Genomic DNA, 26,848 nt, shown 5'->3' on the forward strand with positions numbered 1-26,848 from the left:
ACGGAGAGAATGACCGGAAAACCGAATTATTCCGTTTCGCCGGGAGGCACAATCCGCTGAAACAGATAGCCAGTGCCGCGTGCCGTCAAGATCAGCTCTGGATTGCTGGGATCATCTTCGAGTTTGGCCCGCAGGCGAGAAATATGGACATCCACCACCCGCGTATCCACATGACGCTCAGGCGTGTAGCCCCACACCTCTTGCAAAATTTCGGAGCGCGAGAAGGGTTCACCGGACCGACCCACCAGCAGCTCTAGCAGGCTAAACTCCATGCCGGTCAACCGAATCCGCTCGTCGCCCTTGTAGACTTGGCGTTTGTTAGTATCAATGCGGATGTTGTTGATGTGGATGACGCCCGAACTGGGGATGCCAGAGGTGCCCACCTTCTCCACTCGACGCAATACTGAACGAATCCGCGCTTCCAGTTCCTTGGGCGAAAACGGCTTCACCACATAGTCATCCGCGCCCAGCTCTAAACCCGTAATCCGGTCGGCCACATCGCCCAGTGCCGTCAGCATAATAATCGGCACATCGGATTCTTTGCGGAGTTCCTGGCAGACCCCATAGCCGTCCAACTTCGGCATCATTACATCCAGCACCACCAGATCGGGGTTGGCATTGCGGAAGGTTTCCAGGGCCTCTTCCCCATCGGCAGCTGTGACGACATCGTACCCAATCATGGAAAGGCGGGTTTCCAAAATGCGGCGAATACTGGCTTCATCGTCAACTACCAGAATCTTTTCTTTGTGATTTTCCAATTTAGTTTACACTCCTTAAACTTGATATTTCTTAGTTAATTTTCGTCACTTTATCATTAAAGATATTAGCTCACCTGAATCAAATTAGAACGCTGAACTCCCTATTATAGCTACATTTCAATGTTTCTTAAGATTCCTCCGACCGAATGGATTTCACATAAATCTAAACCAATCTCTTAATCTAGCGGAACCAATTGTCACATGCCCAAACAACGCTCGCTCTATGTTTGCAATCAATGCGGAGCAGAATCGCCGCAGTTTTTTGGCAAATGCCCATCCTGTGGCGCTTGGAATTCGATGGTGGAACAGATCGTCACGGCAACCCCTGCCGGTCGGGTCACTCCCCTAGCCGCCGCTCGGTCTGCCAGTTCGTCCCGCACCCCCAAACCCGCCCCCCAGCCCATTGCTGCCCTCACCCTCAACCAAATCTCCGACCATCCCCAAACCCGCCTCACCTCTGGCTACACCGAACTCGACCGCGTCCTTGGCGGTGGCATCGTCCCCGGTTCCTTGGTCCTGATCGGCGGCGATCCAGGCATCGGTAAATCCACCCTGCTGCTCCAAGTCGCCAACCAACTCGCCACCCGCTATCGCATCCTCTATGTTTGCGCCGAAGAGTCGGGCCAGCAGGTGAAGTTGCGCTCGCAGCGGCTGGGGATTGGTGGAGGAGATAGGGGAGATAGGGGAGGTGGGGAAGATGAGGGAGATGGGGGAGATAGGGACGGTAAGCCGAGCAAGGTGAATCGGAGGAACAAAAATGTTCAACCATCCGACTCGCTTTCCACTTCCCCACCTTCCCCATCTTCCCCATCTTCCCCACCTCCCTCACCCGACCCCACCCTCTACCTCCTGCCCGAAACCGACTTAGAAACCATCCTGCGCGAGTTAGAGGCGCTGCGTCCGCAGGTGGCGGTAATCGATAGTATTCAGGCGCTTTATTTCGCGGCGTTGAATTCGGCTCCGGGGTCGGTGGCGCAGGTGCGGGAATGTACGTCGGCGCTGATGCAGGTAGCCAAGCGGGAGCACATTACCTTATTCATCGTCGGGCATGTGACCAAAGAGGGGGCGATTGCGGGACCGAAGGTGCTAGAGCATTTGGTGGATACGGTGCTCTACTTTGAGGGTGATCGGTTTGCCAGCCACCGACTGCTGCGGTCGGTGAAGAATCGGTTTGGGGCGACGCATGAGTTGGGCGTGTTTGAGATGGCGGATGGCGGCCTAGAGGAGGTGCGCAATCCCTCGGAGCTATTTTTGGGCAATCGGGATGAGGAAACTCCGGGTACGGCAACGATTGTGGCCTGTGAGGGGACGCGCCCGCTGGTGGTGGAACTGCAAGCTTTGGTCAGCCCCACGAGTTATCCGTCGCCACGACGGTCTACAACTGGGATCGAATACAACCGGCTGCTGCAAATTTTGGCGGTGCTGGAGAAGCGGGTTGGGATTCCGCTATCGAAGCTGGATGCCTATGTGGCGGCGTCGGGCGGTTTGAATGTGGCGGAACCGGCGGCAGATTTGGGTGTGGCCTTAGCAGTGGCGGCGAGTTTCCGCGATCGGGTGGTGGACCCCTCGATGGTGTTGATCGGCGAAGTGGGGTTGGGGGGACAGGTGCGTCCGGTGTCGCAAATGGAACTGCGGTTAAAGGAAGCGGCAAAACTCGGCTTTAAACGAGCGATTGTCCCTGCCAGCCAGGCGATTACCAGTTCTGACTTGGAGATTATTCCAGTGGCACGGGTGATGGATGCAATTGCGATTGGATTGGTGGGTGGACGCACGAACGATCACGAATCCTAAGGAGAATCTGCCAGGAACTATCACCAACTATCACCAATGGTTAGTTGACAGTTAGCTTCTGCACAAATGCTGCATAGTCTGAGGATTGAATACCCTGCTGTAGAACTGCCAATACTGCTCGCATATCGCCTTCTAGTAATTTTTGAACCGCCAAGCAAAGTCCTGGAAATACACGACTCCGCATGATGCCATCCGCATCAACCGGCAGATCAAAATATTCACCGTTTTCCAAATAGAACCAGCTTAGTGTTTGGTCAAGTACTTGCCAGACAATATACTCCTGCACATTATTGCGTCGATAGGCTTGTTTCTTAGCATGGAGGTCAATAGCGGCGCTACTAGCTGCAATTTCGACAATTAGTTCGGGTGCTCCTTCGAGATAGTCATCATCACTTAGTCGCGACTGACCACCTGCTGCTTCGCTGATCAAGAGAATTGCATCGGGCTGAGGGGCGTTATCGTGATCCAATCGTATAGTTGGTTCAATTGCTAAATCTACATGGGGAGTCATCGCTTCATAAGTGCCTAACCAGGTCATAATCCAACCATGAGGTTGACCATGGCTTTTAAAACGCAGAGCAGCGGGCATGTAGACAATTCCTTCAATCAATTCAGCTTTCTTCAAATTGGGCATGGCATTGTAGCGCCGCTCAAATTCATGACGACTCAAGCGATCGCCATTTTCTAGAGGAGGAATTGCTAACACTTGTGATGGTGTCTTAACCATGGCAGTTGAATACAGGTTTCCTACAGATAGGATCAGAAATGCCCTAGATGACTTAATAGCTATCGTAACGTTAAAGCCAAAGCAGGTAAATCTAAAAATGACTTCGGTGTGGGACCACAATTCAAGGCTAACCAAGGCTAAATTTGAGATCGACTAAACTTGCTTCCAAACCGATCACACTCATCCAGCAGTTGATTCAGTTCCGCTGCAACCGTCCAGGGATTGCGGCCTTTAAACGCGGCAGCAATCACAGCTTCATAGGGATTTCTACCAGTTCGTTTAACGGCGGCAATTGCATCTTGTTTGGAGAAGCCCCGTCCAGCCACCAACCAAGCAGCTAAAACATGTCCCGTGCGTCCAATGCCGCCAGAGCAGTGAACTACAACCTTCTCGTGCTTCTGATTGGCAGCGAATAGAAACGGTAAGATTTGCTGAATCAGAATGTTTGAGTTTGCAAGCTGGAAATCTTCGATTGGCGTCCAACAAACTTGGTCGCAGCCAAAGGTCTGTCGGTAAACGTCCAGCAGATTGGCATAGGGAGCCAGTTGCGATTCAGGCAGTAAACAGCAAATTCGCTTGATGCCTTGATGCTGCATAAATTCAACCCATTCGTTAACTTGCTCGTTGCGATATCCCGGTCGAGCTGCGCCAAACACAATCGGTTCGTTCTCTGAAGCTGGAGCAAATTTGTACATAGCACATCGAGTTTAGATTGCATTGGTTTTATCCGGCATTTTCTTCATTTATTCCACCGCTTGCGAAGCAGGTTCCTAGAAACTTACCAGTCCATGATTTTAGAAGAGCCACAAAGTTCAGTAAGTCAGCCTGTCAAAGAAGCTTTTTTAGCTATGCGACGAGCAGCAGAAGCGGAAATGGAGGCTGATTGAGCACAAGGTAGCAAGGCAAATCAGTATGTAACAACCGCTTGACTCGGATTGCCCGATTTGGGCATTGTGATTGACTAAGGTTGCAAATTTTGCCTAGCAGCCCGGATTCCCAAAAATCTAGCGTCGCCCATTGCTGTTTGCCCCAGCGAATAGGCGACTGACCCCCTCGACTGTATACCGCAGTCTGGGAGGCTAACGGAGTATTTTAACACTCTCTCCGGCCCCCCTGCTTGGCGCTGCATTTTAAGGGGGTGGCTAGGTTTTTGGGTTTTCTTCCCAGCTACATACTAAGGAGTGTTGATTATGGCAGACGAGTTTCTGTCCGATTTCGGCTTCGATCCCAATTATCCTGAGTCTCCACCAAGCTATGCATCTGGAGACCGGGAACGACTGAAGCTGATTCTGATTGGTTCGGCTGAAGGCATTCGCGAAATGATTCACAAAATGCATCAGCGCGGTCTGCCGGAGGCGGGTTCCTGGAGTCGGTTGTTGCCGGTGCCCAATTCAGACGAAGTGATGAGTGTGTTGATGCTCTACCGTAGGCGCGGTGAATAGCAGTCAGCATGATTGGGATGTGAATAGGGGAATGGTGCGATCGTTCCTCTATCTTTGATACCAATCGTCTGCTATAGCGGGTCGCTTTGTGTCCACAGTAACCACATAGCAGAGATAACTATTTGTAACAAGAATGACAATTCACTACTGATCTTCATCGAATCTGATATAAGATTATGGATGCAAAATATGGATTGATGGCAATTCTAAGCTTCATTCTCCGTTCACCTCAAAAGAGAGGGAAGTATGGCCATAGCTTCCATAAAAGTTCGTAGAACGATTGTCTGACAATTTTTTGAATAGTTAGTCAACAAATATCTCAAGATTCTGCGAGATGATCTCTCTAACGTAGGAAATACGTAGGGGCTATCGACGTTGCTTCTATGACTAGATGACAGGTGTGAATATAGGGGTTGAATCGAGATTACCAAGACTATAAAAGCTCTGATGCTTTCAATTTGGATGTTCTAATGCTTTTTGGAGGTGTTTATGAAACGGTTGATTTTGATTACTCTGGCGATGATTGCCTTGTCTACGCTGATACCAAGCTTGACTCCATCGGCTGATGCGCTTAACAAGCGGTTTAGGGAGGCTCACGAACGGGTGATGAATCGCTAAGCAGAAGGCATTGCTGAATCACGAAGTAGTTGAGTTTTGGCTCTAGCCTTGATTTTGCACGAAACTTCAGCTCTTCAAGCTCCGATTCAGCAATGTCTTCCTGGTTTGTAAAAGCAGCCGTGAAAGCAGCCTCAGATCAAAGAAAAAGCGAGACTTGCGGTGGAGTTTGCTGTAGGCTGGTAGAATCATTGGGCGCGAATTCGGGCGTGCACCGCGGAGGACATTAGCGGAGGACATTGGATGAGACGACAGCAACTGACTCCCAAGCAACAATCCAGCGTCGCTCGCCAGCCCCAACGCGCTACTGCTCCCGCTAAATTGGCTACGCATCTCCAGCTTCAAGCTGAGCTGGGCCACCAGCCTGTCAACCAATCGCTGCACCCCCAGCAATCGTCTGACTTGCCAAAACCGCTGTTTCGCGGACTGTCTCAGGCGTTGGGGGCGGAGCTATCCTCGTCGGGCAGTCTGGTTCAGGCCAAGCTGACCGTCGGTCAAGCAGATGATCGGTATGAGCAGGAGGCGGATCAGGTTGCCAAGCAAGTCATGCGCCAAGTTCATGCACCTGTTGGCTCATCCACTGAGGCAGGCCAATCACCGCAGGCCCAGGCAGAAAATCACTCGGTGCAGCGCCAGTCAGATATGAGTGGGACCACCCTTGCTCCTAACGTAGAAGCTTCGATTCAGCAAGCGCGAGGCGGAGGGCAATCGTTACCGCACTCGTTGCGAGACAAGTTTGAGCCAGCGATGGGGGCCGATTTTAGCCAGGTGAGAGTGCATACGGATGGTGATTCTGATCAACTGAATAGGATGGTGCAGGCACGGGCATTTACCACTGGGCAAGATGTATTTTTTCGGCAGGGCGCGTATGATCCGGGTAGCCATCGTGGACAAGAATTGATCGCCCATGAATTGACCCATGTGATACAGCAAAATCGGGAGGTAACGCAGCATCAGGCGGCCAGCAATCGTCCCATCTCAACCGGCATGGGGCAGAAAAATTCGATTCAACGGGTAATTGGCGGTGTAGGAGCATCACTTCAGTTTGATCCGGTTTTGTACATTCAGAAACTGATGAAAGATGATAAAAAGCCGATAAAAGATAGGTATGAGCAAGCGTTGGATACTGCTAATGAACATTATGAAAATACTGGGAATGTAAAGTTTGCTCGTCTTGCGGCAGAGTGTGCAGTTCAGCTAAAACAATATAGTTTGGCTGCAAAATTCTACAAGGCGGCGTACAAACAGGAACGGCAGCCGGATGATGCGCTAAAAGCAGCTAGAAATTATAAAGAAGCAAAAGACCTGCGTAAAGCTGATATCTGGTATCGGGTCGTTCGTCGGGGGCATTGGGAAAACCGAGGCGAGGGGAAATATGGTGCCCTTCCTACCGCAGAGGGAATCAAACGCGTTGATCACGCGATCCCGGCAACTCCGGCGATGGTTGAGGAGGCCAATAGACATCTAGGGCGTTTGGGATATGGCGAAACGTTCAAGTATCAAGAGTTTTTGAAGCTAGAAGGCAGGATGCATCAGGGACAATCGCTCTATGAAGGCGATCAGAAATACAAAAAGGAAGAAAAATCAGCACCCGATGGAAAGACCATCGCAGCCGGACTAGTTGCTGCCTGGGACGACGATATTACTCAAGGACGGCTTACTAATGCAGGGTTGCAACAGAAATTACGGGATTTAGATATAGACAGAAACCAAATGGGGAGCTACATTGTTCGTTACAACAGAAGCAATCCTGAACGAGCTGCACTCGAACTCAAACCTGGAAATGGTGGAATCACCCAGGGTACTCCACCGACACTTTTCTCAACTAACAATATGCACAGTGTGGCATCGGGCGCTAAATACGCCATCTTCGCTATGAGCCGTAGCGGTAGAATTTATGCAACCAACCATCGCATCTCGCGGGTGCATCACACCAGTCCACTGGCGGGAGGCGATGTGGCTGCTGCCGGAGAAATGGTGGTGCAAAATGGGGTGTTGCTCTGCATCACAAACAAGAGCGGACATTATGCACCGAATGAAAGACACTTAGTACAGGTGCTGCAAGAAGTTCAAAGTCGATTCAAAGTGAATCTTGCCACTGTGCAGTTAAAGTTCTTCGATGCCAGTAAATCAGTGTTTTGGCCGGGGGGAGCTGCTCAATTTCTGCAAGATGTGCAAAGGGGCACCTTTGCAAACCAGCTCCAGCAACTTCAACAGGCAAAGGCTACGAATAATAATGTAGATCCCAATCGTTGGAGTCCTCCTTAGGACTGGTCAAGAAATAAGTGTTATACTTCGAGCATCGTTGCTACAGAGCCGTTTGCCGGTCTCGATCCCCTGCTTCTCGATCAGGTCGATCAGGGCGCGATTGATAGTGAACTCCCATCGTGACCGGATAGCCATAGGCTTCTGGGTTGAGCAGTTGCCCTTTCTCAAAATTGCCGTTGCCTTTTTCGGTTTCGATGGGTTGGCGTAATTGTTGCATTACTGGATCGTCTCGATCGGCCATGACCAGATAGCTCACTTCTGCATTCGCTGCTCCATACACGGTAAAGGCGGTGCAGGTGTCGTTCCATTCGTAGCTGGTGAGGAACGGGGTGCTGCCAATTGAGGTGAGGCTGACGGTGGCGGCTTGTTCGTGGGTGAGGGCGGCAAAGTAGGACGGTAGTTGGACGATCGCCCTGCCTTCTCCATCCAGTTTGACCTGGCCGCGATAGAGACAGAGCGCCTCTGGCGATTCGACAAAACTGTGGCGCAGGGTTTTGTTTAGCGGATCAAGCGGATGGTCGATCAGGAAACTGCCGCCTGCTTTCGTCAGGGTTCCCTCGATATGGACATTGCCTTGAAAATAGCCAGCGTAAGAGTTACTGCCCGGAGCACCGAAAGCTACCGCGTAAATTCCATAACAGTTTTGTGTACCGTTGGTTGCCTCTGCATAAATGCCATAGACATCTGTCGTTCTGGGCGAACCTTCTGCCGCCGTATATACACCATAGGAACGCAGTGACTGAGCATAGGGGCGCAGTGACTGCTCGTTTCCTGTGACTTCAAAGCGTCCTCCAGTGGCACTGGTGGTTGCTGTTCCTCCACTTGCCACTCCAACCACCCCGTAGGTGTCATCCCCATCAATTGCCAGTCCACAAACACCATATTGTCTTCCAATTCCCCCCTTGCCACTGATTATCCCTACCATTCCGCAGGGAGCACTCCCAATCTGCCTGCGGATATCAACTTCATTGCCTGTTGCACCGACCACACCGTAGGATTGAGGGAGCAAACTACTTGTCTGGAAGAAACCGCCATATCGTCTATCTCCTCCATCCGCTCGACTCCATATCCCAAAGCGATCCCCTGTGCCACCTGCTTGTGCGAACGCTAAAACGCCAGCTCGCATACCGTTGCCATTACTGCCTGATACTCGGCCTACTACCCCAACGCGATCCCCTGTGCCACCCGCCTCTGCAAACGCTTCAATGCCAGTTCGTGTGCCGTTGCCATCACCGGTTGCTACAGTATAAATGCCATAGTATTCGCTATTTGCGGCATCCGAAGCTTTTGCATGAGCGATGAAGTAGCCTCCGGCATTAAAGCTTCCATCTTCAGCGATTCCCTGCACGCCATAGTGACTCCCTGCTGTTCCGCCGCTGACCCGACCGGACACTCCAAATTTTTTGTCAGCGTTGCTACTGTCATTGACTATTCCCAGCACGCCAAACGGAATCGTTGCCGGGTTGTTTGGATCAGGTGAAGCAAAGGGCGCAAAGGAAATCCGAGTTGGATCAAATTCGCCTACGGTGCCCACAACCCCACAGGATAACTGGCGTTCGACCTTGGCGATTTGGAATAGTCCGCCCAAGCGGTTGGCCCCGTCGCTGGCTGTACTAACGATGCCATAGCGGGTGCCGTCACTGCCGCCTTTTACATTGGCAGAAAGGGCGGTGGGACTGTTGTGAACAGTATGGGTCAGGTCAAGGTCGAGGCTAAGCGCCTCCTGAAGCAAGGCTCCGGCAGAGCGGCTGCGAACGCTGTAGTCGATACTGGCCTCTGGATTGGTTTCACTCAGGTTAATCCGAGCCAGAACAATCACCGAACCATCATCTGGCGGTAGAGCAGCAGTATCTGCGATGGTTGGCCGTTCGGTGGTGCGAGTAAACTTATCGCCGATGACGCCCTGTCCACTGTAACGATCGATGTCCTCATAGACTTGATTAAAGGCGAGGGTGAGATAAACCGCAGTGGCCTGCGATTGGGTCAAGGTGTAAGGTGTGTTCTCTGCTAGCACCAGTTCGTGACCGTCGTTGTCCAGCGCGACTCCGGCACTGACCGTGACCTGATTGCCAGCACGACTCACTTGTAAGCCGTTTCCCGCAATTCCCCAGGAATGCAGCTCGCGGTTGTGTAAGTACCGCATCTGGCGGTGATACTGCTGCTCATCCTGAAAGTCTTGCTCAACTAGAAACTGATTGGTGAAGTAGTTAGGGCGTTTAATATCCGTCATTGACTTAACTCCTGGCACGGCAGTTATACGGGAAGAAGAATATGTGAAGAATAATCAACATAAAAACTTGAATTTTAATCAAATCATTGCTGAACTAGCCAGAGGATTGCGGTACAAAACCCAGCAGCGTATCGACACCAACCGTAGAATAAACGCCGATTTGCATACTCGGAAAAATAATATCTAGACTGTAATCAGTATGGGCCGGTTTTTCCAGATCGATAATATTCTTAGCAATGTCGCGTTGACGCGCCAACTGTCGTCCTTGAGAATCGACCTGTTCTCGCGATAGGGCAATTGTGACGCGAAAATGGTGCGGTGTGCCGCCGCGCAACTGCATCTCTCTGCTGCCAATCACCGAATTGACGCCAATCTGGAGAATTGGTGGTTCAAACTCAACAATTGTAGGTGCGCCAATCGTAAAGGTTTGCAGCAGGCTCTGAAGGTTGGCTTTGGTGCCGCGAAACTGATAGCGCGAGATCGCATTGGCAATAAACTGGCGCTGTTGTTCTAGCTTCAAGTCGGCGCGCAGGCTGAGGGCAACCCAATCGGCTAACCAGGGCAGAAATTCTGGGGGCGTGGTTTCGGCATCAAACAGGTGATGGAGTCGGGCAATCGACTCTTCCAAGCCTTGGTTGGTTCGCTCAGGTAGTGGGTTAGTCTCGGCGTTGGGGTTGGGAAAGGGAACACCATCCGGTCGCCCCAGCAAAATCTTTTCAAACGCCAGCAGAAACTGGCCCACCAGCGGATCGGTGCGGTAAAGTGTGGGCAAATAGTCAAGCAGTTGGTTTGGCAGATTCGGCAGACTCGGCAAATTAGGTGGCATGGCTAACCCTGGGGAAACAATGGTTGAATTGGCGATTGCACAGTAATTGTGTGCAGATCAATGTTGGGGGCGTTGATCAATTCTTCGGGAAAGAGGGTGACGGCAATGAGCTGGCGGGGCGTGGTAGAGGAATAAACTAGGCGCTGCGTATCTGCAACGATTAACTCATCCTGACCGTTGGTTGGAGTAACATAATCCACACCGAGTACTTGATCCAGCAATGCATAAATCTCAGAGATATAAACGCTACGTCCGAACGGCCAGCCGGTTTTCTGGGAGCCGCCAGTAAGAGGGTCGAAGAAAGCTTGCAATGCCTGCTCAGCCCGTTGGCGCGTCTCGTCTTCCTGGGCATCCCGTTGCAGCACCAGGGTCAGCCGGACTCCGACATCCAGATAGTAGGGATTCACCACATGAACTTGCGTCGTCAGTAAGCGCCGGGATTCTAGCGTCTGCCAAACCGTCTGATTCAGATCAGAATTGGGCTGATAGGGAGTATGACGGGGAACCACAATCACACTGACATGACCGGGTTGATCGACGGCACGAGTAGCCGGATTGGCGAGTTCTAAATTGCGGCGCGGTAAACAATGGGCGCGGGCAATCGCGTCTGGTGCAGCGGCAATCGCTAGGGCTTCAAAGTCCTGGTTTGTCACGACTCGATAGGGCGAGCGTAATCTCTGTACCGCTTGTTGCACTGCTTGCTGAAGTATGTCTGGTTGTTTCACCCAGTCAATACCATACTGTGTTACCTGTGTTGTTTCCCATTCCGGTCCGTTGATTAGCTTCAAAAATGTCCCCATCAGTTCTGGGGTAATTTGATTTTGTCGATACAGCAGCATTTCTGTGAGGTAGGCAAATAATTCGATCAGCGTGATGCCCGGATCGGAGGGATTGCGATCGGTCCAGTTTGGGGCATAGGTCGGAATCTGGCTGAAGGCTTCTGCCACCAGATCGTCGTAGGTGCGATCGTCGAGGTTGGGGAGTTGGAGGGGCATGGGTGGGGGGTAGGGGTGGGGGGTAGGGGGTGAGGGGTAGGGGGTGAGGGGTGAGGGGGTGAAGGAGTAGGGGGTGGGGTGGGGAGATGGAGGGGTGATTGTTGGGTGGGTTTGGGTTGAATTAAGAGCTGAATATTACTAACCCGAGCGCTTTATAGTCAACACCCTCACCGCTCGGCTGATTTTTCTGGCCCCATGGGGGCAGTGCGCTTGCATCGAAGCCCCTCACCCCCTACCCCCTCACCCCTCACCCCCCACCCCTCACCGAAACACTATTCACCATTTACTGCTCTCCTTAGTAAGTTGAGGGTGTGGTGGCCGGAGTAGACGAGGAAGCGATCGGTTTGTTTGGCTCCGGGGGAATCGTCTAGGAGGGTCATTTGCAGGGAGCGGATATGATCGACGCCGGGGATGGATGCGAGTAGGGCGTACAGGTCAGAGGGGTGGGGTTTGCGGCCAAAGTTCCAGCCTTGGCCGTCGCTGCCGCCGATGAGCGGATGCAGAAATTGCGTCAGAGCCTGATCGAGGGCTTGTTCGACGGTGCTGGCTTGGTCCAGGGACATTAAACTAATATCGGCTGTCACATTCACTCCAACGTAGAGCGGTCCGACGACAATAACCTCTGCGGTGGCGATGGCATGGTTCTGGAGATAGGTTTGCACCCGATTAATTAGTTCTAGACTGGGAATCGGTTTAGCCTCAGTTGATCGGGGCACAATAATTACGCTGACGGTTCCGGGGAGGACAGTACCGCGCCCTAGCGGGTCGAGCGCCAAATTGTGCAGAGGGACACAGCGGCTGCGGGCAACGGCAGGAGAAGCCAATCTAGCCAGATCTTCGTAATCTTCTAGCGTGACGGCTCGGTTGCGGTGACGCAGCGTGCAGGGCAGCCGCTCTAGGAGGGACTCTAGGGATTCGGCGTCGGCTCCGCCGGTAGCGGGAACCGGATTCACGGCTTTGTCTACGGAAGGGATGCTGGTTTGCAGTTGCGTAATCACGCCGGCAGGCTGATTTCCTGCCTTGCCGCCACCAGTTTGGTAGCGGGCCATGCGCAGATTGCCAACCCCAATCGGCGGAATCAAGCCATTTATGCCATTGCCAAAGCGGATTTCGCCAGTTAGGTGGTCGAGTACATAATGCCGGTCGCGGGGACCAGAGCCGTAAAAGTCGGGCACTTCATGCCAGTGCACCCAAATGGGTTCTGGGGTGACGGGAATCGTTGGGGCAGGGGGAATGGCATCGTCGCCTTCTGCGGCGATTAGTTGCTCTCGTTCTAGGACCGACGGCCATTCTGGTTCTTGTACCTCTAGTTGTTGTCCCAGCAAGACGGGCGTTTGAGTAGTGCGAAAAATTTGATTCTCGCTGCCGTCACTGGAGCCAAGAATTTCCTGCCGAATTGTGACGGTTTGCGTTGCTATGGTGGTGTTGAGCAACAGACGCTGCAAACGCGGTTCAAACAAATAGTCGCCGCTGTCCCAAATCACGCGCAATCGATATTCTGCCGAAATACCTTGGGCAGCTATATCGGACGGAGGCAGGAATTCCACTAGGCCAGAGCGAGTGAATGCCTGAGTGTCGTCTTGAACGATTAGTTTAGTCCACTCGCTGCGATTGCTCCAGTACTGCCACATTAACTGCGGCGGAGATGACCAGGAAGAATGATCTGGTGATTGTCCGTATTGAACTTCAGTTAGTTGAAAATATAAACTAATGGGTTGATTCGGGAACCGCTCAACAGAACTCCCGAAGCCCAAATAAAATACAGGTTTGGCAATACTGTGAACCTGAAATGGCGCAAACGAGGTAATGGATTGATTCGCTTCAGTGGTGACGGTTTGATAGGTCAAGTCTGCGTAGGTGATGATGGCTTCTGGCTGGGCAGTATGGGTGACTTGATAGCTGACCCGGATAGAGCGGATCAGCGGCGGAGCATAGGTTGCGGGTGTGAAGATCAATCTATCGCCTGATTGCTCAAAGCTGATGTCCTCGCCATAGTTGCCAGAAGCAATTCGGACGCGAATCCAGAAGTTTAAAACTCCATTCACGGTCGTAGCTGTAATCGTCAATGGCAGTGTCAATATTACTTTGCCGGCTGTGTTATCCGCTACCCGATCGGTGAATGCCTGGGTTGTGTCGCTGAAGTCCTGACTGAGAGATTCCCAATTCTTTCCATTCCAGCATTCCCACACTAGTCTCAATGCTGGATCGGTGGAAGCGGTGGTGCGAGAGCGAAGCGATGAACTAAAGCTGGCAGTATGGGGGTTGCTAATATCAATCTCTAGTGTAATCGTGGCTCCGGGCTGGGAAAATGCTGTCTGGCTAGCCAGGTAAAGTGTATCGCCCAACTGCGGTCGTTCACCAAAGGGGAAAAAATCCTGACTCAGATCGAGCGGGATTTGATTGGTGAAAGCTGCATCGAGCGGGAGATTCGTTTCTGCTAATTCCACCTGCATGGTCACGGCTTGAATCACCGGCAGTTGACGATCGCGGACCCGATCCGATCGCGCTTGGGATGCAGTAGTAATCGGGGTGAGCAAGCGACAGCGCAACCAGCGATTTTCGATGGCATTGACTGAAGTAAGGGGTACAGCGGTTAGATTGGTGAATTGCAGCACATGGCTGCCGGTTTCGGTCAAACTGCGGGTTTCGTCCTTGCTCGCAGACAGGCTAATCCCATTCGCGCCATCCCAAATTTGCCAGTCTAACTGAGGCTGACGGTGTAGTCGCTCTGAAGTATCGCCAAAACCCTGCTCCAAGTTCAGCGTCAAGGTCAGGGTTTTAATAGCCGGAAAGCTCAATAACTGACGATGCCCAAGATAAAAACTGCGTTCGATCGGCTGATTGCCTTGAAACAGCGGCACATTGGTGGCTAACTGCAATTCTGCTTGTGATGCTGGCAACTGCTGATAGTATCCCTGCTCCAAATTAAACACTAGGATCGAGCGCAACTGAACTGGAGACAGGATTAAATTGCGCTCGGTTTCAAAGATAACCGGCTCCGCTTGTGCGGCTGTCGGCGGTGCTGCTACCTGAGTTCCCGCCGGAACGATTGCAGTCACGGTTGTACCAGTTGCTAACGAAAAGGTAATCGGAACACGGGCCGGTTGGGGAGGTAGACGCGATGCGCCCAGCAAATCCCAAAAGGCGAGAAGGGCGCGATCGGGCACCTGATTCAGCCGCTGGATAATCAGTTCGGCGAATCGGGCGAAAATCTGCACCAGCGCGGCATTGATACTGGAAGCTGGAACATTTGTCTGAGTAATTGCGATTGAATCAAGGATTTGACTAGAAACAGAATCAGGAACATATTCGGCCATCAGTAACTGAATCTGTTGTACAATGACCTGTGCATTCCGGGGATCAATCTTGGCGGCAGGTTTGATCATCAGAGGGCACTCCGTTCTAGATAGAAGGGATAGACTAGGTTGAAGACATTATTAGTGGCTCGCACCTGATAATCAATCCGAATCAACAGCAATCCGGTGGAGGGATCGGAGCCTGAATCGATCTGGACATCCAGCACATCAATTCGGGGTTCAAATTGTAGTAATGCTTCTTGTACCGCGAGAGAAACTTGGCCTAGCGTTAAGTCTGCATAGGGTTCAAACACTAGATCGTAAATGCCACAGCCAAACTCTGGCCGCATGACGCGCTCGCCTTTGGCAGTGCTGAGAATCACCCAAATCGACTGATGCACGCTCTCTTCATAGTAGGCTTGCTGAAAATTTCCTGCTTCGTCCCATTGCAGAGGAAACTTCAACCCAACGCCTAAAAACGGCTTCGCCATATCGCGCTCCTGTTGTCTAAGAGGGTGTTTTAAAAGTCGCCGATGCAACCCGAACCGCCCCCTACATCCCCCATTCTGTTCGTTGCCGCACTCGAAGCCCCCGTTCGGCTGAGCTCACGTCGAAGCCTAAATCCCCCATCAATGGGGGACTTTGAACCGAAATACGGGATCGGAAGTCCCCCACTCGTGGGGGGTTGGGGGGCAATGCAACACGTTTGATCCGTTTCAAACATCCTCTAAAACTCCTTGTCTAAAAATGTTCATTGAGCTTTTACCCTGAGTTGGGTGATCAACACATTCAAGGGTGTTCCTGTAGGCAAACAAATGGCTTGACTCGTTTGCAACAATACCGGCTGTCCCATCACCTTGACGCGGACCGCTCCGGTCAGCCAGTTAGCGGTAACGCACGGTCCTAGATTGGTGGGAGGATTACTACAGCCTGCGATTGTGTAGGGAATGGGCTGGGTCACAACCGGCTGCCCCATGACTTTAACGCGGGGATTGGGAGCGGCGGGTTGCCCCTGTCCGCCATGTACGCAAGCCACCGTTGCTCCTAAGTGCAAAACATATGCCGGCATCAGGTCACCTCCAGCGCACCATCATTGATTTTGACGCCAGCCAAACACTTGATGCCCAGCCCAGCATTCGCTTCGAGATTCAGGTTGGTGGCGGCTTTAATCTGACATCTTTGCTGCGCTTCAACTGAGAAGTTTTGGCAGGTAATTGCAACATCACCCTTGCTTGTTGCAATTTCAATCTTTCCTTTAGCTTCGATTTTTATACCCTGATCGACTTGAATGGTCATTGTATTCTTGGCGGAATCAATCACAATCTGGTTCTTCTTCGTCTTATCGCAAATTGTAATTTTCTCCTGGTCAGGAGTGTCATCTAGAGTAATCGTATGGCCGCTACGTGATTTAATCATGCGAATGTTATTTTTCCCATCTTCATTTGTGACAGGTGGACGGTCGGTTTTGCTCCATAGCGCGCCCAAGATATACGGATCGTGGACATTCCCTTGATTAAACGCAACTAACACCTCATCACCCACCTCTGGCAGAAAATACAATCCCCGCTCTTTACCGGCCATTGGCGTAGCAATGCGTGCCCAAGCGCTTTCATCCTTGTCACTAAGCCAGGGAAACCTGACCTTGACGCGGCCCAATCCACCCGAAACTTGATCCGAATCTTTGTTGTTCGTTACGACTCCGATGACGACGCCATAGATGCGGCCAACTATCGCCTCACGGACCTCTGAATCGCTGACCAAATCAAAAAAATTCATAGGGCATTCCTCTGTGCGGTGAAACGGGTCTGGTATCCTGCCTGGGCATGATAACGATGCGTGGTGGCTGTCACGTAGTACAAACCGCTAAAGTGTTCGCCGACTCCTGCAATCTCGATCACAGCTCCGGCGCGGACAGCGGGATTGCCTTGACAAACACCTTCGGCTTCGATCAGCGTCAGGGCGAGGCGGTTGTAGGTGGCGGCAGCAACTTGAGCAGCAGCGGCACTAGTGGTAACGGCTCGGTCGGTTTGGCATTCAACCGCCGTTGCAAACCGATTCCCCAAGTCTTTGCCGGTTTTTGTGCCTCCCATCTTGGTGCCACTGCTTGTCGCTTGCCCGACCACGGGTGCTTTTTGTTGGATGTCCCAACCTTTCACCAAAACTTGATCGACCTGTCGCATTACAGAGAGCCGAGGGTAAAACTCGGATAAATGACTTGGCCAGACTAATTTCACGGTCGTGGGCGCGGCATTGGCAACCGGACGAAAAATCAGGGTTTTATGCTCCACCAACATTTCATAGTGAATTTGTTTGGCGCGTTCCTGCAAAAATTCCAGATCCGTTTGATTGGCTTGCAAAACGTACTCATGTTCAACTTCAGTATCTGTTACGTTAGCGGCTAATCCGGCTTCGGTGGCAATCTGGGTGACAATGGCGCTGTCTTTCTGGTTCAGGAAGGTGCGGGTTTGTTTGCCTCGTTGCAGCCGATGGCGACGGTCATAGCCGCGAATCATTAGACTGGGGGTGCGATTCCAAACAAACTCTGGCTCGAATCCGGTGATTTCTGCCTGAATCAACGTACTGAATGAAGTATCTGGATACCTTAGTTGAATTTCAACTTCATCTGCAATCGCAAACGGGGAATTGCGCTCTAACCAGGGCAGAAAGCTGCCATCTTCTCCCATCCCAGCCAACTCTAGGGTAAACATACTCGGAATTTGAATTGTTTGATCCACGCTGATGCTGATCAGGTCAAGCTCATCTTGTTCAGAGATGATTCTGCTGTTGATTTTGATTTGAACCATTGGAGGGTAGATTGTCTGAAGTCGGGGCATAGGCTATCTCCTCAATTATCTCCTCAACGCAATTTTGGAATGGTTAGTCGCTGTCCTATCTCTAGCTGGCGTGGATTGATGATTTGATTGGCAGCGGCAATTACGCGCCACTGTTTTGGATCTCGATAAAATTCAGCAGCAATGCTGCTGAGGCTATCCTTTTGCTTGATCTGATAGGTGGTGAGTTCGGGGTCGGTTTTGCGTTTATCTTGCTCTGGCTCGATAAATTCTAAAAACGACACCGTTAGCGTGGCCCGAACTGGCTTGCCGTTGGATTTGAATAGCGTGAAGGTTTGCGTCAGGCTAGTGACCACGCCCAGAAATGGAAAATCCGAGTTGGTCGGGGCTTGGCCCCAGGAAACCTGGCAAACCGGCGGCTGTCCCTGATCCCGCTCGATCCGAGTCAGGGCAACGACTTTGTCGGTCTCTTGTCGCACATCGGCCAGCCGCGAATTCTGAGTGACATCAAAGAACAGTTCTAACGTGAGCTGACGGCTGCCGCCTCCCCCAAACGTTAACGGCGGGGCATTGAGCTGGCGATCGGTGGCGACTTTGCCGCTGGTAGACGTGATCGGCGGACTCCAGGTGACAGACTTAGAAATCGAGTAGGAATCCGGGTTAAATAGCACCGTGATCTCTGCCAATTTGGAGGGCGGTCGGGGCTTAATTCGCAGTTTTTCTAAGCTCATCGCCCGATCCCCCGACGTTCACGTTCAACGGCAAGCTGACGGGCTAAAATGCGGCTCACCTGTTCTGCTAGTTCAGCGATATTGATCACCGGCGCATTGCTCTCTAATGGGTCGAATATGGACACTCCATGAGGCACAGCTCGATTAGCAGACCGGGCTGAACTGAGAGGAGCCTGGATCTCATCCTCATCCAAACGAGCAATTTGTCCGGGATGGGACTGGGGCGTAATCGCCAGCGGCAGAGGTAGGGGGGCAGCAGGGGATGCCATTGACTGTGATTGAGGGAAATCGCTCGAATCTAACGCATCCCAAAGGTGGATGTGATTCCGATGCGCGGGCAATGGGGCTGCCTCTTCTGGCTGAGTTTGAATCCATTCGATTGAAGAGGGGACTGACGGAATAATCTGCGGCGGAACAGTCTGCAACGGAATAATCTGCGACGGAATAATCTGCGATTGAACCATTTGCAGTGGCGGGGAAGGATGAACCGCTTGTCGCTGTATCTTCGCAGCCTCCAGCGTAGCCCGATGATTAATCCGCAACACTGGAGGAGTGTTTGTTGCTAGTTTTGTGGCATCTGGAACAGTGATGGAATCAGAAAAAGAACTCATTATGGAATCAGATTCGGGACGAGATCTCGAACCAGTTTGGGAAGAAGTTACAGTTCTCCCAGATCCAGGCGAAAGCATTACATTTCCGATTGAACTGGAAGGTGATACTCTAAGCGGTGTATGCAACATCGATGGCAATCGAGTAGGCGAAGATGACGACGGAGAGACTTGAGTGTATGCAGGAGACAAAGAGGATAGAGTAGAGGTTTGAATCTGAGCATCAGCGTCAGCCGATCGCTGTACTCTAGCGCTGCCAATGCTATTACCTTTAACATTACCCTCGATAGGGGAAGTAACAGTAAAATTACCTCTGGCATTATCTTTGGCGTCGCTTTTAATTGAACGAGCGACGTTGTCAGGAGCGACGCTGTCAGGAGCAGCGATTGAGCGAACGCTTTGAATGTTAGAGTGGCTCCTTTGTAGCTGATGGGATGAAGAATGACTCAGAGCTGGTGATGTGGCAGGAGCAGCAGGAAGAGTCCTATCGTTTCGTTTATGCTTAAATTCTGTCGTTTCTATTTGGTTTTCTATTTGATTTTCTACTTGGTTTTCTGTTACAGGTCGCAAATGGTAATGCTTGTTATTCGTTTGGCTGACAATTCTTGCATCTTCATGACTTGCATATCTCATCACCAGATCAGACGCAGATTCGGTGCGTTGGCGTTGAAATCGAGCAGTCCTGGCGGGCACCATTCCAGAACTATAGCGCGATCCTATTTGTCCAGGTAATTCCAATCGCTGTATCAACCGGGATACGGTGGCCTGGGTAGCAGGATAGTGGGAATGGGGCAAGTCAGTACGAATTACCCCAGGTGAGCTATGCAATCGGCGCTGTAATCGTCTGACCAAAGCAGTTGGAGGCGGCTCCGGAGTGGGAGAGTCTGCGGATGGGGCAGCGGATGGGGCAATTGGGGATTCCATGAATAGTTTTCACTTCAGTGCTGTTCAGCTTGTTTGAGTGTTCAATCGCTGATTGATTTTGGCGATCTCTTCAACCCAGCGGCGGCGTTCCCGATGTTCCATCTGCAAAATGGATTCATAGCTCCAATGCAAGTGATATCCAAGATAGGCTACCTCCTCATGCAGACGATCAAGGGGGTAGCCTAAAATTCCCCCGCCAGATCCAGCTCCACGGCAAAGCTTTGTTGACAGTGGGGACAGGTAACGGGTAACGAGCGAATGCCACTGCCGTTGATGCGATTGTAGAGGTCTTGCAAATAAGCCAGATCTGAGGCAAACAAGCCTTCAATCACTTTGGGATTGATCGCTTCTACTGTTCCCAATCGCACAATCACCCGCGATAGTAGAATCACAATCAAATAGGCAGAATTGGACTGTACGCGCGGATCTTTTAACGGCAGAATTTCATCGGCGGTGGTGGCTAACCGCATTGTACCTTCTCGATGTAAGGTGCCGGTCGCATCGATATAGCCGGTGGGTAAGGTGAATTCGTACTCGGTTTGGATCAGGGTGTTCATCATGGCTTACACTCGCTCAATCCGCTCACAGCTCACCGTGAGACTATCAATGGACACATCATTGCCTTTAGCACTCAAGTCAGGCGCATCATACTTGCTGGGCCAAGCGTTGAAAAAATTCCAGCGCACTTTTTCCTGTCCCAAATCATCGAGCAAAATGATGGAACCATTTTTACGTTGAATTTGTCCGTTGACGGCAGCGAGATGCCAGTCGTACAGTTCTCGCGAATCCGTTACGCCCCATTTCAGCATGATATCGGGATAGCTGACTTTACCCGGCAGTTTGCGTACCGTGGTCGGGTCGCCGCCTTCCCGATATTCCACCACCTCAATGCTGGAACCAAACCCACTGCATTCCGAAAAACCCGCCTGCACAATTCCATCAATTTCTACCAGAAACCGATGATTGCGATAGGGATCAACCCGTTTTCCTGTTGCCATAGCGATCTCCCTGCATTAAGTTTTGAAATACTTGTCGAAAGTTGCACCCCAACCGTCATTCTTACGCTCATTCTTGAACACTCATTCTTGAACGCTGGGGCCACCTGGCTGTTGAATAATGCGGAATACGATGAATTCGGCTGGTGTGACCGGATAAACAACCACTTCGATCACGAGCTGCCCTAGAGCACGCAGATCGGGTGGATTGAGTTCTTCATCGACTCGTACCTGAAACGCTTGCTTCGCCGTTGCCCCAAATAAGGCCCCATCGGTCCAAACTCGTGTCAAAAACTCTGTCACCTGACGTTTCACCTTTTGCCACAGCTCCAGTCCGTTTGGCTCAAATACAGCAAACTGCGTGCCTTCTTGAATCGATTCCTCGATGAACAGCATTAGCCGTCGGACATTGATATAGCGCCACTGCGGCTTTTGGGAAAGCGTGCGGGCACCCCAGACAACGACTCCTCGTCCGGCCACTGATTTCAGAACATTAATTCCCTGTTCATTCAACGGACCTTGTTCATCGTCAGTGAGGCGCTGTTCTAGGGCAAGCGCACCCCGAATCGTTTCATTAGCAGGCGCTTTGAACACACCCCGACTGCCGTCTGTGCGGGCATATACTCCAGCCAGATGACCGGAAGGTGGAACCGTGAGCCGTCCTGCCCCCAGCGGATTCGTAATCTCAATCCAGGGGTAGTAAAGTGCCGCATAGCCTCCATCCGAACCGATGCCGCTGCGCTGTTTGCCAATGCCAGACGATGCCGTTGCATCAGGAATCAAACCATAGCCTGGATCGAGAATCGCGAATCGATCCTGCATTTTTTCGCAATGGGCAATCATCGCTTTTTGCACATCCTGATCGGTACGGTCAGGAATACAGAGGATATTCACATCATCAATCCGTTCCAGCGTGCGGATCGCGGCGATGTAGTCGGCTGAAGTGAGCTGGCTCAGATCATCGGATTGACCGGCGGGTGCATTCAGCTTGGTTTTGGCTTGGACCGCAGGGCGATTCTGCGGCGGCGCAGTGGCGTTTGGTGGATCGGCCAGAGTGACATCGACCAGCTTCGACTGAACCAGATTGGCAAAATAGCGAGAGTGATTGCTATCCATTGAGAGGTTCTCAAAGGCGGTCTCAGTTCCATCCACAGCCGTTACCACTAGCGTAAACCCCAAGGTTCTCACATGCACCGGGTTTTCTGCTGGAGAAGTGTAATCTTGCTGTAGCCCGGTGGTCAGGGTAATTGATTTCTCGGTTGCATTTACAGACTGTACTTTTCGCGTTTCGGAATTATTTCCCTGGCTAATCTGCACGGTTGTATTAGCTTCAATCCCCGTTACGCTTTGAACTGGAATCGCTGTTGTTCTTGCGGTCAAGGAATTTCCGGTCACGGTTGTATCCGAGAGGACAGCATCTTTGACTTCAACTTGAATATCCGTTGCCTGCGCCCCCTCCTGTTTTGCTATCACAACTAATATAGGTTTGGCACTGGTGGCTCGGTCATTGAGAGTGAGAGAAGCTCTGACCGCTTTGCTGACTCGAACAAAGTAGAAGCTAGCCCCGCCGTTGTCTAAAAAGCCGCGAATCGCGTGGGTGACATAGACGGGTGGAGCCGTGATGTAGCCGCCGAACATAGTCTGAAATTGGGTCCAATTTGTTAGGAACACCGGAGTGTTAATCGGCCCTTGCTCGGCTGGTCCAATAAAGGCGGCGGTACTGGTGCCAACCCCCGCAATTGGTCCCGGAACATCAATTTCCTGGATATACACACCGGGCGCTTTGTTGATTGCGTCAAAGGGGGCCATAACAGTTTGCTCCTTATTTGAGGAAGATAGCTAGTGAACTGAGTCTTTTACATGAGATACATGAGACCGAATTTAGTTAGAATTTTGCTTGCTTAACGTGATTTGATACAGTTGCGATCGTCCAGGAATATCAATTGTTTCAGTTTTTGGCTCAAACCCAACGGCAACAATACGCAGCGTATGTGATCCGGGCGGAACGCGCAAAAACGAATAGTATCCTTCCGAGTTAGTATAGGTCCGCAGCCCAGCATCAACCAAGTCTACCACAGCATTCTCAATACCGTTATCTGCTGTATCTACTATTTGTCCACCGATCTGGACTAAAGTGTCTGTTTCTGCTGCGCTGTTCATACTAAATCTAGTCGAACGAGTAGTGACCACTGGAGCCGTGATCTGACTAAACACAGGCGGAATGCTGATCGTTGCCATGACTGTAATCGAGGGACGCAATTTGTTTCCCAATGCAGTCCAAAATTCGGCCGGATTTTGCATTCCTTCTAATTGAGCGGAGATTAGAGGCAGAGGCGGAACCTGATCCTCTAGCGGTGTATCTTTCAGAAAAGCGGCTGGAATCGTAGAATATCCGCTCAGAACTTGTAAGACCTGACTGAGTAGCTGCTGTTCAATTAAAGCCGCTTCATCGCCGGTATCGCTGCCAGCCCAGGCCGTGATCAGATAGGAACAATTGACGCGCAGGGCAGGACGACGAATAATGGCTTGTCCATTCTGACGGGCGATTGTTGGTTCGTTGCTGCGTAGCTCTACATTTTCATTAACCGCATAGAGGAACAAATTGACCATCTTTTGACCTGGTGTGAAGCTTTCACTAGGGCGAACAAAAGAAAAATGAGCCTCCATCAACTCGCTAGGGGGATACGCTGCTGGAAATTCTGTAGACCAATGCTGTGAATCTTCCAGAATTCTCCTAAGAACTTCGCTGAGGGCACGAATCATAACTTAGTCTTGGTAATTTAGATCCCGTATCTAGTGATTTCCATGACAATCTTTATCCCCTACATAGCTACTGTGTACACACAAGTCCTCTCAACCCCTTAACTCCCGCATAAATGGGAGCTTTCGCACCTAATTTGGTCCGAATCATGGAAAAAATTGGTCAATGTTACTCAGATCCCCCAGAATAGGGGTTATAGCCCTGCGGGCATCCCAGAAAAGAGGGCTGAACCGATTCAACTTGGTGTATACCGTAACCTATATAGGGGGTATCATCATCGATTTGTTTGATTTAGCGAATACAGATACAGCCCAAAATCAGATCAATCCAAACTTGAGCATAAGAATAAACCTTTGAGCAGGATGGACAACGGAATATCGATGACATACTAATACATAGACACTCACACAGAGAATGATTCTTATTCCCTGTGTTTAACTCAAGCTAAGGCAAAAGGAATATTTCCTTTCATCGCATTATCGCTTTGAATATACATAGTGAAAATAGCTTTAACATAAAAATCAACCAAATGTTGTAAATCGTCTTGATCTAGATTCAGTAGATCGAAAATGAATTCGTTTGGATCACTACACTTGGGTTTGTTCGCGCAGCCTGTGCATAGTAGACCAATTTTTCCCATGCTTTAGACTAAATCAGGTTTGGAAGTCCCCCATTTATGGGGATTAGGAGGCTAAAACTCCTCGAATCCTAACCAATTCGATTTGTGTGTACACCGTAGCCTTCATAAGGGGTTAGGGGGGATCTCAACATGATTTGCAATCTACTGAGATTAAGTAATTCACCCTGATTAAACAACAAATAGAGTGTAGGTATCTTGCCCTAAGCGAGACGTTTGTATGCATTATAGGCTTTGAAAATAATTGAGTTGATTTACTAAATTCGATTCTGAAACTTAAGTCATCTTCCATTCCGTCTCCGACAAACTCTTACCCATTTTTTGGTACTCTCGACGAGCCGCATGGAAGAGGTGATGCATTGTGACAGCACTGTCGGTCTCGGCGGCTAAAAACGCGGCGGCTAGCGCGATATTTTTGATGTTGCCTCCGTTTAATTTAAGCTGACGAGCTAGAAAGTCCAAATCTACCTCTGGAGCGAGCGGCACTTGAGCGGCCCAAACCGTTTGCCAAATGCAACGACGGCTACTCTCATCGGGAGCCGGGAAATGCACAATAAACGATAGGCGGCGGGTAAACGCCTCATCTAAATTCTGCCGTAGATTGGTGGTTAAAATCGCAATTCCTTCATATGCTTCCATTTTTTGCAGTAGATAGCTGACTTCAATGTTGGCAAAGCGATCGTGGGCATCCCGAATTTCGGACCGTTTTCCAAATAAAGCATCGGCTTCGTCAAACAATAAGATCGCATTGGCCGCTTCCGCTGCTCGAAAGATGCGATCCAGGTTCTTCTCAGTTTCACCAATGTATTTACTTACCACCTGCGACAGATCAATTCTGTAAAGCTCCAACTGTAATTCGTTGGCGATCACGCCTGCGGCCATGGTTTTACCCGTTCCGGGCGGGCCAGAAAATAACACGTTAATTCCCTGGCCTGCGAATGATTTCTGGTCAAATCCCCAGTCTCGATAAACTCGATAGCGATACTTGAATTGATTACAGATCTCTCGCAATTGGCTGAGAGAATCAATTGGCAAAACAATCTCGGTCCAGTTGGCCCGTGCTCCTACGGTCTGTGCCAAAGCCGACAGGTGGTGATGCAACTGTGAATGCACTGCGGTTAACACATCCTGAAGCGTCGGCTGTGCATGAATCGATGAATCGGAATTCAATGCAGCATTCCATTCCACCTGATGGCAGGCGGTAGTCACGGCATCGGCAATTTGGGTGGGGCCAAGCTGAAACCGATTGCTCAAAAGCTGCACATCCGCATCGTTCAGATTCACTCCAACTGCTGTCAGTGCTGCCTGCCAGTAAACTCGGCGCTCCAATGGCTCAGGGCAAGCAAATGATACAGGCAAAACGCCCCTAGCCGTTTCCTGTAGGCTGCCCCAGGGTTTGGTACCCGATAGAATCACAATGCCTTTTGCCTCCGTAAGCGCTGCTAAAAAGCGGTGATAGCTGAACTCTAAGTCAGGGCTTTGCAGTCCATCTATTTCGATATAAAGCAAGGCATCTTGCAGCCAAACTGCTTGCAGCAGAATCGATAAACGAGATTCAAAACGGTCTCTTGGCTCCAGCATTCCTGCAATATGGGCGAGGATTAAGGGTTGCTTCAGGTTCTGAGCGATGGCAATTGCTGCCTGTTGTTTTTCTGGCTCCTGCGTGCCTTCAAAGTAGAAACAGAGGTATTGATTCGTTTGCCGTGCAGCAATTTGTCTCAAGCAAGACTCTACGATAGTTCTCCTAACCAGCGGCATTTCTTTAGCTGGGTTTGGCTCAATCCACTCACAGAACGAGCCGAGCCGCGAGTCTAATCCAGTTTGGCCCAACAGAAACCGAACGATTTGATCATCGAGCTTGAGAAAATGTGATAACAGCGAAGGTTCAACTTGGTAGGGATCGGGCAATACTCGTACTATACCCGCTCGCACTAATGGCGCATTCGCTGCAAAATACTGCCGGCGTTCTAATTTCAAGGTAGCTGAGGCACAGAGTAGATTCAGTGCTAGATCGACACAAGGCCGGCGATATCGTCCATCGTTTTGTAAATAGGCATAAATTTGCTCATAGCGACGATCCAGTTCAGGAGCCAGCGCCAGCACGATCACATCTAGCTCGAACCCAGTTAAGCCTAGTTGCTGTTGCAGCCAGTGCCAGCGGGGGCATTGTTGAGCGATCTGAAGGGCGGCCTCAGGTTGTTCTTGATCAATTGCCAGCAGAGGTCTTCCTGATTCATGCTGTAACCATTGCTCTACCTGTTCAATAGGTAATTCTTGATAAAAATCAGCTGCTGTATTAGTTACTGTATTAGTTGCTGTATTAGTTGCTGTGTTGGATGAAGCGATCGTTTCGGCTGTGGCTATAGCCTGTTCAAGCAATCGATCTAAACGCTGTAGCATTGGCAATAGGCTATTGAGCCATGAATCACTGATCTTTACTGGCATGGGTTAA

Annotated in this window: 24 protein-coding genes; 5 read left to right on the top strand and 19 right to left on the bottom strand. The window is 50.8% G+C overall.

Annotation, left to right across the window (positions count from 1 at the left end):
* Nucleotides 1-26: 26 nt before the first annotated feature.
* Nucleotides 27-758 carry a response regulator transcription factor RpaB gene (gene rpaB, locus HJG54_RS12650; RefSeq protein ID WP_036005363.1) on the bottom strand — a complete coding sequence of 244 codons (732 nt, stop codon included), beginning with the start codon at nt 756-758 and terminating at the stop codon, nt 27-29.
* Between the two features lie 201 nt (nt 759-959).
* Between rpaB and radA the strand changes: the two genes are divergently transcribed.
* The gene (radA, locus tag HJG54_RS12655) at nt 960-2,549 is read left to right on the top strand and encodes a DNA repair protein RadA (RefSeq protein ID WP_316435330.1); all 1,590 of its coding nucleotides are present in this window, start codon (nt 960-962) and stop codon (nt 2,547-2,549) included.
* Nucleotides 2,550-2,589: 40 nt separating this feature from the next.
* On the opposite strand, the gene HJG54_RS12660 is transcribed toward radA, so the two are convergent.
* Entirely contained in the window at nt 2,590-3,276 is a 687-nt protein-coding gene (locus HJG54_RS12660) for a Uma2 family endonuclease (RefSeq protein WP_316435332.1), read from the bottom strand.
* Nucleotides 3,277-3,413: 137 nt separating this feature from the next.
* On the bottom strand, nt 3,414-3,971 hold the full coding sequence (locus tag HJG54_RS12665; RefSeq protein ID WP_316435333.1) for a protein-tyrosine phosphatase family protein: 558 nt from the start codon (nt 3,969-3,971) through the stop codon (nt 3,414-3,416).
* Nucleotides 3,972-4,466: 495 nt separating this feature from the next.
* On the opposite strand from HJG54_RS12665, the gene HJG54_RS12670 reads away from it, so the two are divergent.
* From HJG54_RS12670 to HJG54_RS12680, 3 genes are all read left to right on the top strand, one after another.
* Entirely contained in the window at nt 4,467-4,718 is a 252-nt protein-coding gene (locus HJG54_RS12670) for a hypothetical protein (protein WP_316435334.1), read from the top strand.
* A 489-nt stretch (nt 4,719-5,207) separates the two neighbouring features.
* Entirely contained in the window at nt 5,208-5,336 is a 129-nt protein-coding gene (locus HJG54_RS12675; RefSeq protein WP_316435335.1) for a hypothetical protein, read from the top strand.
* Between the two features lie 240 nt (nt 5,337-5,576).
* Nucleotides 5,577-7,601 (top strand): DUF4157 domain-containing protein, encoded by a 2,025-nt coding sequence (locus tag HJG54_RS12680; RefSeq protein WP_316435336.1) that lies wholly within the window; start codon nt 5,577-5,579, stop codon nt 7,599-7,601.
* A 40-nt stretch (nt 7,602-7,641) separates the two neighbouring features.
* Here HJG54_RS12680 and HJG54_RS12685 read toward each other — a convergent pair whose 3' ends face one another.
* The 10 genes from HJG54_RS12685 to HJG54_RS12730 form a co-directional block, all read right to left on the bottom strand.
* Entirely contained in the window at nt 7,642-9,831 is a 2,190-nt protein-coding gene (locus HJG54_RS12685; RefSeq protein ID WP_316435338.1) for a hypothetical protein, read from the bottom strand.
* Between the two features lie 94 nt (nt 9,832-9,925).
* Nucleotides 9,926-10,657: a phage tail protein gene (locus HJG54_RS12690; RefSeq protein WP_316435339.1), complete on the bottom strand. Its 732-nt coding sequence runs from the start codon at nt 10,655-10,657 to the stop codon at nt 9,926-9,928.
* A gap of 2 nt (nt 10,658-10,659) precedes the next feature.
* On the bottom strand, nt 10,660-11,652 hold the full coding sequence (locus HJG54_RS12695; RefSeq protein ID WP_316435341.1) for a baseplate J/gp47 family protein: 993 nt from the start codon (nt 11,650-11,652) through the stop codon (nt 10,660-10,662).
* Nucleotides 11,653-11,924: 272 nt separating this feature from the next.
* Nucleotides 11,925-15,038 (bottom strand): putative baseplate assembly protein, encoded by a 3,114-nt coding sequence (locus HJG54_RS12700; protein ID WP_316435342.1) that lies wholly within the window; start codon nt 15,036-15,038, stop codon nt 11,925-11,927.
* A complete protein-coding gene (locus tag HJG54_RS12705; RefSeq protein WP_316435343.1) occupies nt 15,038-15,439 on the bottom strand; it encodes a GPW/gp25 family protein in 402 nt (133 codons plus the stop codon). Before HJG54_RS12705 ends, HJG54_RS12700 begins: the two co-directional genes overlap by 1 nt.
* 260 nt (nt 15,440-15,699) lie before the next feature.
* The gene (locus HJG54_RS12710; RefSeq protein WP_316435344.1) at nt 15,700-16,017 is read right to left on the bottom strand and encodes a hypothetical protein; all 318 of its coding nucleotides are present in this window, start codon (nt 16,015-16,017) and stop codon (nt 15,700-15,702) included.
* Complete coding sequence (locus HJG54_RS12715; protein ID WP_316435345.1) at nt 16,017-16,724, bottom strand: phage baseplate assembly protein V; 708 nt, start codon at nt 16,722-16,724, stop codon at nt 16,017-16,019. The genes HJG54_RS12710 and HJG54_RS12715 overlap by 1 nt, the downstream gene beginning before the upstream one ends.
* Nucleotides 16,721-17,782 (bottom strand): phage late control D family protein, encoded by a 1,062-nt coding sequence (locus HJG54_RS12720; RefSeq protein ID WP_316435346.1) that lies wholly within the window; start codon nt 17,780-17,782, stop codon nt 16,721-16,723. Before HJG54_RS12720 ends, HJG54_RS12715 begins: the two co-directional genes overlap by 4 nt.
* Nucleotides 17,783-17,805: 23 nt before the next feature.
* The gene (locus tag HJG54_RS12725) at nt 17,806-18,471 is read right to left on the bottom strand and encodes a LysM peptidoglycan-binding domain-containing protein (RefSeq protein WP_316435347.1); all 666 of its coding nucleotides are present in this window, start codon (nt 18,469-18,471) and stop codon (nt 17,806-17,808) included.
* On the bottom strand, nt 18,468-19,082 hold the full coding sequence (locus tag HJG54_RS12730) for a hypothetical protein (protein WP_316435349.1): 615 nt from the start codon (nt 19,080-19,082) through the stop codon (nt 18,468-18,470). The genes HJG54_RS12725 and HJG54_RS12730 overlap by 4 nt, the downstream gene beginning before the upstream one ends.
* A 1-nt stretch (nt 19,083) precedes the next feature.
* Between HJG54_RS12730 and HJG54_RS12735 the strand changes: the two genes are divergently transcribed.
* Nucleotides 19,084-19,254 carry a hypothetical protein gene (locus HJG54_RS12735; RefSeq protein WP_316435350.1) on the top strand — a complete coding sequence of 57 codons (171 nt, stop codon included), beginning with the start codon at nt 19,084-19,086 and terminating at the stop codon, nt 19,252-19,254.
* 773 nt (nt 19,255-20,027) lie between these two features.
* Here the strand turns inward: HJG54_RS12735 and HJG54_RS12740 are convergent.
* The 6 genes from HJG54_RS12740 to HJG54_RS12765 all read right to left on the bottom strand — a co-directional run bounded on the left by HJG54_RS12740 (nt 20,028) and on the right by HJG54_RS12765 (nt 26,841).
* A complete protein-coding gene (locus HJG54_RS12740; protein ID WP_316435635.1) occupies nt 20,028-20,243 on the bottom strand; it encodes a DUF6760 family protein in 216 nt (71 codons plus the stop codon).
* Nucleotides 20,186-20,563, bottom strand: a complete 378-nt coding sequence (locus HJG54_RS12745) for a phage tail assembly protein (RefSeq protein ID WP_316435351.1) — start codon at nt 20,561-20,563, stop codon at nt 20,186-20,188. Before HJG54_RS12745 ends, HJG54_RS12740 begins: the two co-directional genes overlap by 58 nt.
* 3 nt (nt 20,564-20,566) lie before the next feature.
* Complete coding sequence (locus HJG54_RS12750) at nt 20,567-21,001, bottom strand: phage tail protein (protein WP_036005403.1); 435 nt, start codon at nt 20,999-21,001, stop codon at nt 20,567-20,569.
* 81 nt (nt 21,002-21,082) lie between these two features.
* The gene (locus HJG54_RS12755; RefSeq protein ID WP_316435352.1) at nt 21,083-22,807 is read right to left on the bottom strand and encodes a phage tail sheath subtilisin-like domain-containing protein; all 1,725 of its coding nucleotides are present in this window, start codon (nt 22,805-22,807) and stop codon (nt 21,083-21,085) included.
* A 72-nt stretch (nt 22,808-22,879) separates the two neighbouring features.
* Complete coding sequence (locus HJG54_RS12760; protein WP_316435353.1) at nt 22,880-23,761, bottom strand: Pvc16 family protein; 882 nt, start codon at nt 23,759-23,761, stop codon at nt 22,880-22,882.
* A 911-nt stretch (nt 23,762-24,672) separates the two neighbouring features.
* Nucleotides 24,673-26,841, bottom strand: a complete 2,169-nt coding sequence (locus HJG54_RS12765) for an ATP-binding protein (RefSeq protein WP_316435355.1) — start codon at nt 26,839-26,841, stop codon at nt 24,673-24,675.
* Nucleotides 26,842-26,848: the final 7 nt, after the last annotated feature.

Source organism: Leptolyngbya sp. NK1-12 (genome assembly GCF_032598965.1).
In the GTDB taxonomy this organism is placed as follows: domain Bacteria; phylum Cyanobacteriota; class Cyanobacteriia; order Elainellales; family Elainellaceae; genus Elainella.

What these genes read in the sequence shown, in the direction of transcription:
- radA (WP_316435330.1), top strand. Translation starts at nt 960, where the DNA reads ATGCCCAAACAACGCTCGCTCTATGTTTGCAATCAATGCGGAGCAGAA.
- HJG54_RS12660 (WP_316435332.1), bottom strand. Translation starts at nt 3,276, where the DNA reads ATGGTTAAGACACCATCACAAGTGTTAGCAATTCCTCCTCTAGAAAAT.
- HJG54_RS12665 (WP_316435333.1), bottom strand. Translation starts at nt 3,971, where the DNA reads ATGTACAAATTTGCTCCAGCTTCAGAGAACGAACCGATTGTGTTTGGC.
- HJG54_RS12670 (WP_316435334.1), top strand. Translation starts at nt 4,467, where the DNA reads ATGGCAGACGAGTTTCTGTCCGATTTCGGCTTCGATCCCAATTATCCT.
- HJG54_RS12675 (WP_316435335.1), top strand. Translation starts at nt 5,208, where the DNA reads ATGAAACGGTTGATTTTGATTACTCTGGCGATGATTGCCTTGTCTACG.
- HJG54_RS12680 (WP_316435336.1), top strand. Translation starts at nt 5,577, where the DNA reads ATGAGACGACAGCAACTGACTCCCAAGCAACAATCCAGCGTCGCTCGC.
- HJG54_RS12685 (WP_316435338.1), bottom strand. Translation starts at nt 9,831, where the DNA reads ATGACGGATATTAAACGCCCTAACTACTTCACCAATCAGTTTCTAGTT.
- HJG54_RS12690 (WP_316435339.1), bottom strand. Translation starts at nt 10,657, where the DNA reads ATGCCACCTAATTTGCCGAGTCTGCCGAATCTGCCAAACCAACTGCTT.
- HJG54_RS12695 (WP_316435341.1), bottom strand. Translation starts at nt 11,652, where the DNA reads ATGCCCCTCCAACTCCCCAACCTCGACGATCGCACCTACGACGATCTG.
- HJG54_RS12700 (WP_316435342.1), bottom strand. Translation starts at nt 15,038, where the DNA reads ATGATCAAACCTGCCGCCAAGATTGATCCCCGGAATGCACAGGTCATT.
- HJG54_RS12705 (WP_316435343.1), bottom strand. Translation starts at nt 15,439, where the DNA reads ATGGCGAAGCCGTTTTTAGGCGTTGGGTTGAAGTTTCCTCTGCAATGG.
- HJG54_RS12710 (WP_316435344.1), bottom strand. Translation starts at nt 16,017, where the DNA reads ATGCCGGCATATGTTTTGCACTTAGGAGCAACGGTGGCTTGCGTACAT.
- HJG54_RS12715 (WP_316435345.1), bottom strand. Translation starts at nt 16,724, where the DNA reads ATGAATTTTTTTGATTTGGTCAGCGATTCAGAGGTCCGTGAGGCGATA.
- HJG54_RS12720 (WP_316435346.1), bottom strand. Translation starts at nt 17,782, where the DNA reads ATGCCCCGACTTCAGACAATCTACCCTCCAATGGTTCAAATCAAAATC.
- HJG54_RS12725 (WP_316435347.1), bottom strand. Translation starts at nt 18,471, where the DNA reads ATGAGCTTAGAAAAACTGCGAATTAAGCCCCGACCGCCCTCCAAATTG.
- HJG54_RS12730 (WP_316435349.1), bottom strand. Translation starts at nt 19,082, where the DNA reads ATGAGTTCTTTTTCTGATTCCATCACTGTTCCAGATGCCACAAAACTA.
- HJG54_RS12735 (WP_316435350.1), top strand. Translation starts at nt 19,084, where the DNA reads ATGGAATCAGATTCGGGACGAGATCTCGAACCAGTTTGGGAAGAAGTT.
- HJG54_RS12745 (WP_316435351.1), bottom strand. Translation starts at nt 20,563, where the DNA reads ATGATGAACACCCTGATCCAAACCGAGTACGAATTCACCTTACCCACC.
- HJG54_RS12750 (WP_036005403.1), bottom strand. Translation starts at nt 21,001, where the DNA reads ATGGCAACAGGAAAACGGGTTGATCCCTATCGCAATCATCGGTTTCTG.
- HJG54_RS12755 (WP_316435352.1), bottom strand. Translation starts at nt 22,807, where the DNA reads ATGGCCCCCTTTGACGCAATCAACAAAGCGCCCGGTGTGTATATCCAG.
- HJG54_RS12760 (WP_316435353.1), bottom strand. Translation starts at nt 23,761, where the DNA reads ATGATTCGTGCCCTCAGCGAAGTTCTTAGGAGAATTCTGGAAGATTCA.
- HJG54_RS12765 (WP_316435355.1), bottom strand. Translation starts at nt 26,841, where the DNA reads ATGCCAGTAAAGATCAGTGATTCATGGCTCAATAGCCTATTGCCAATG.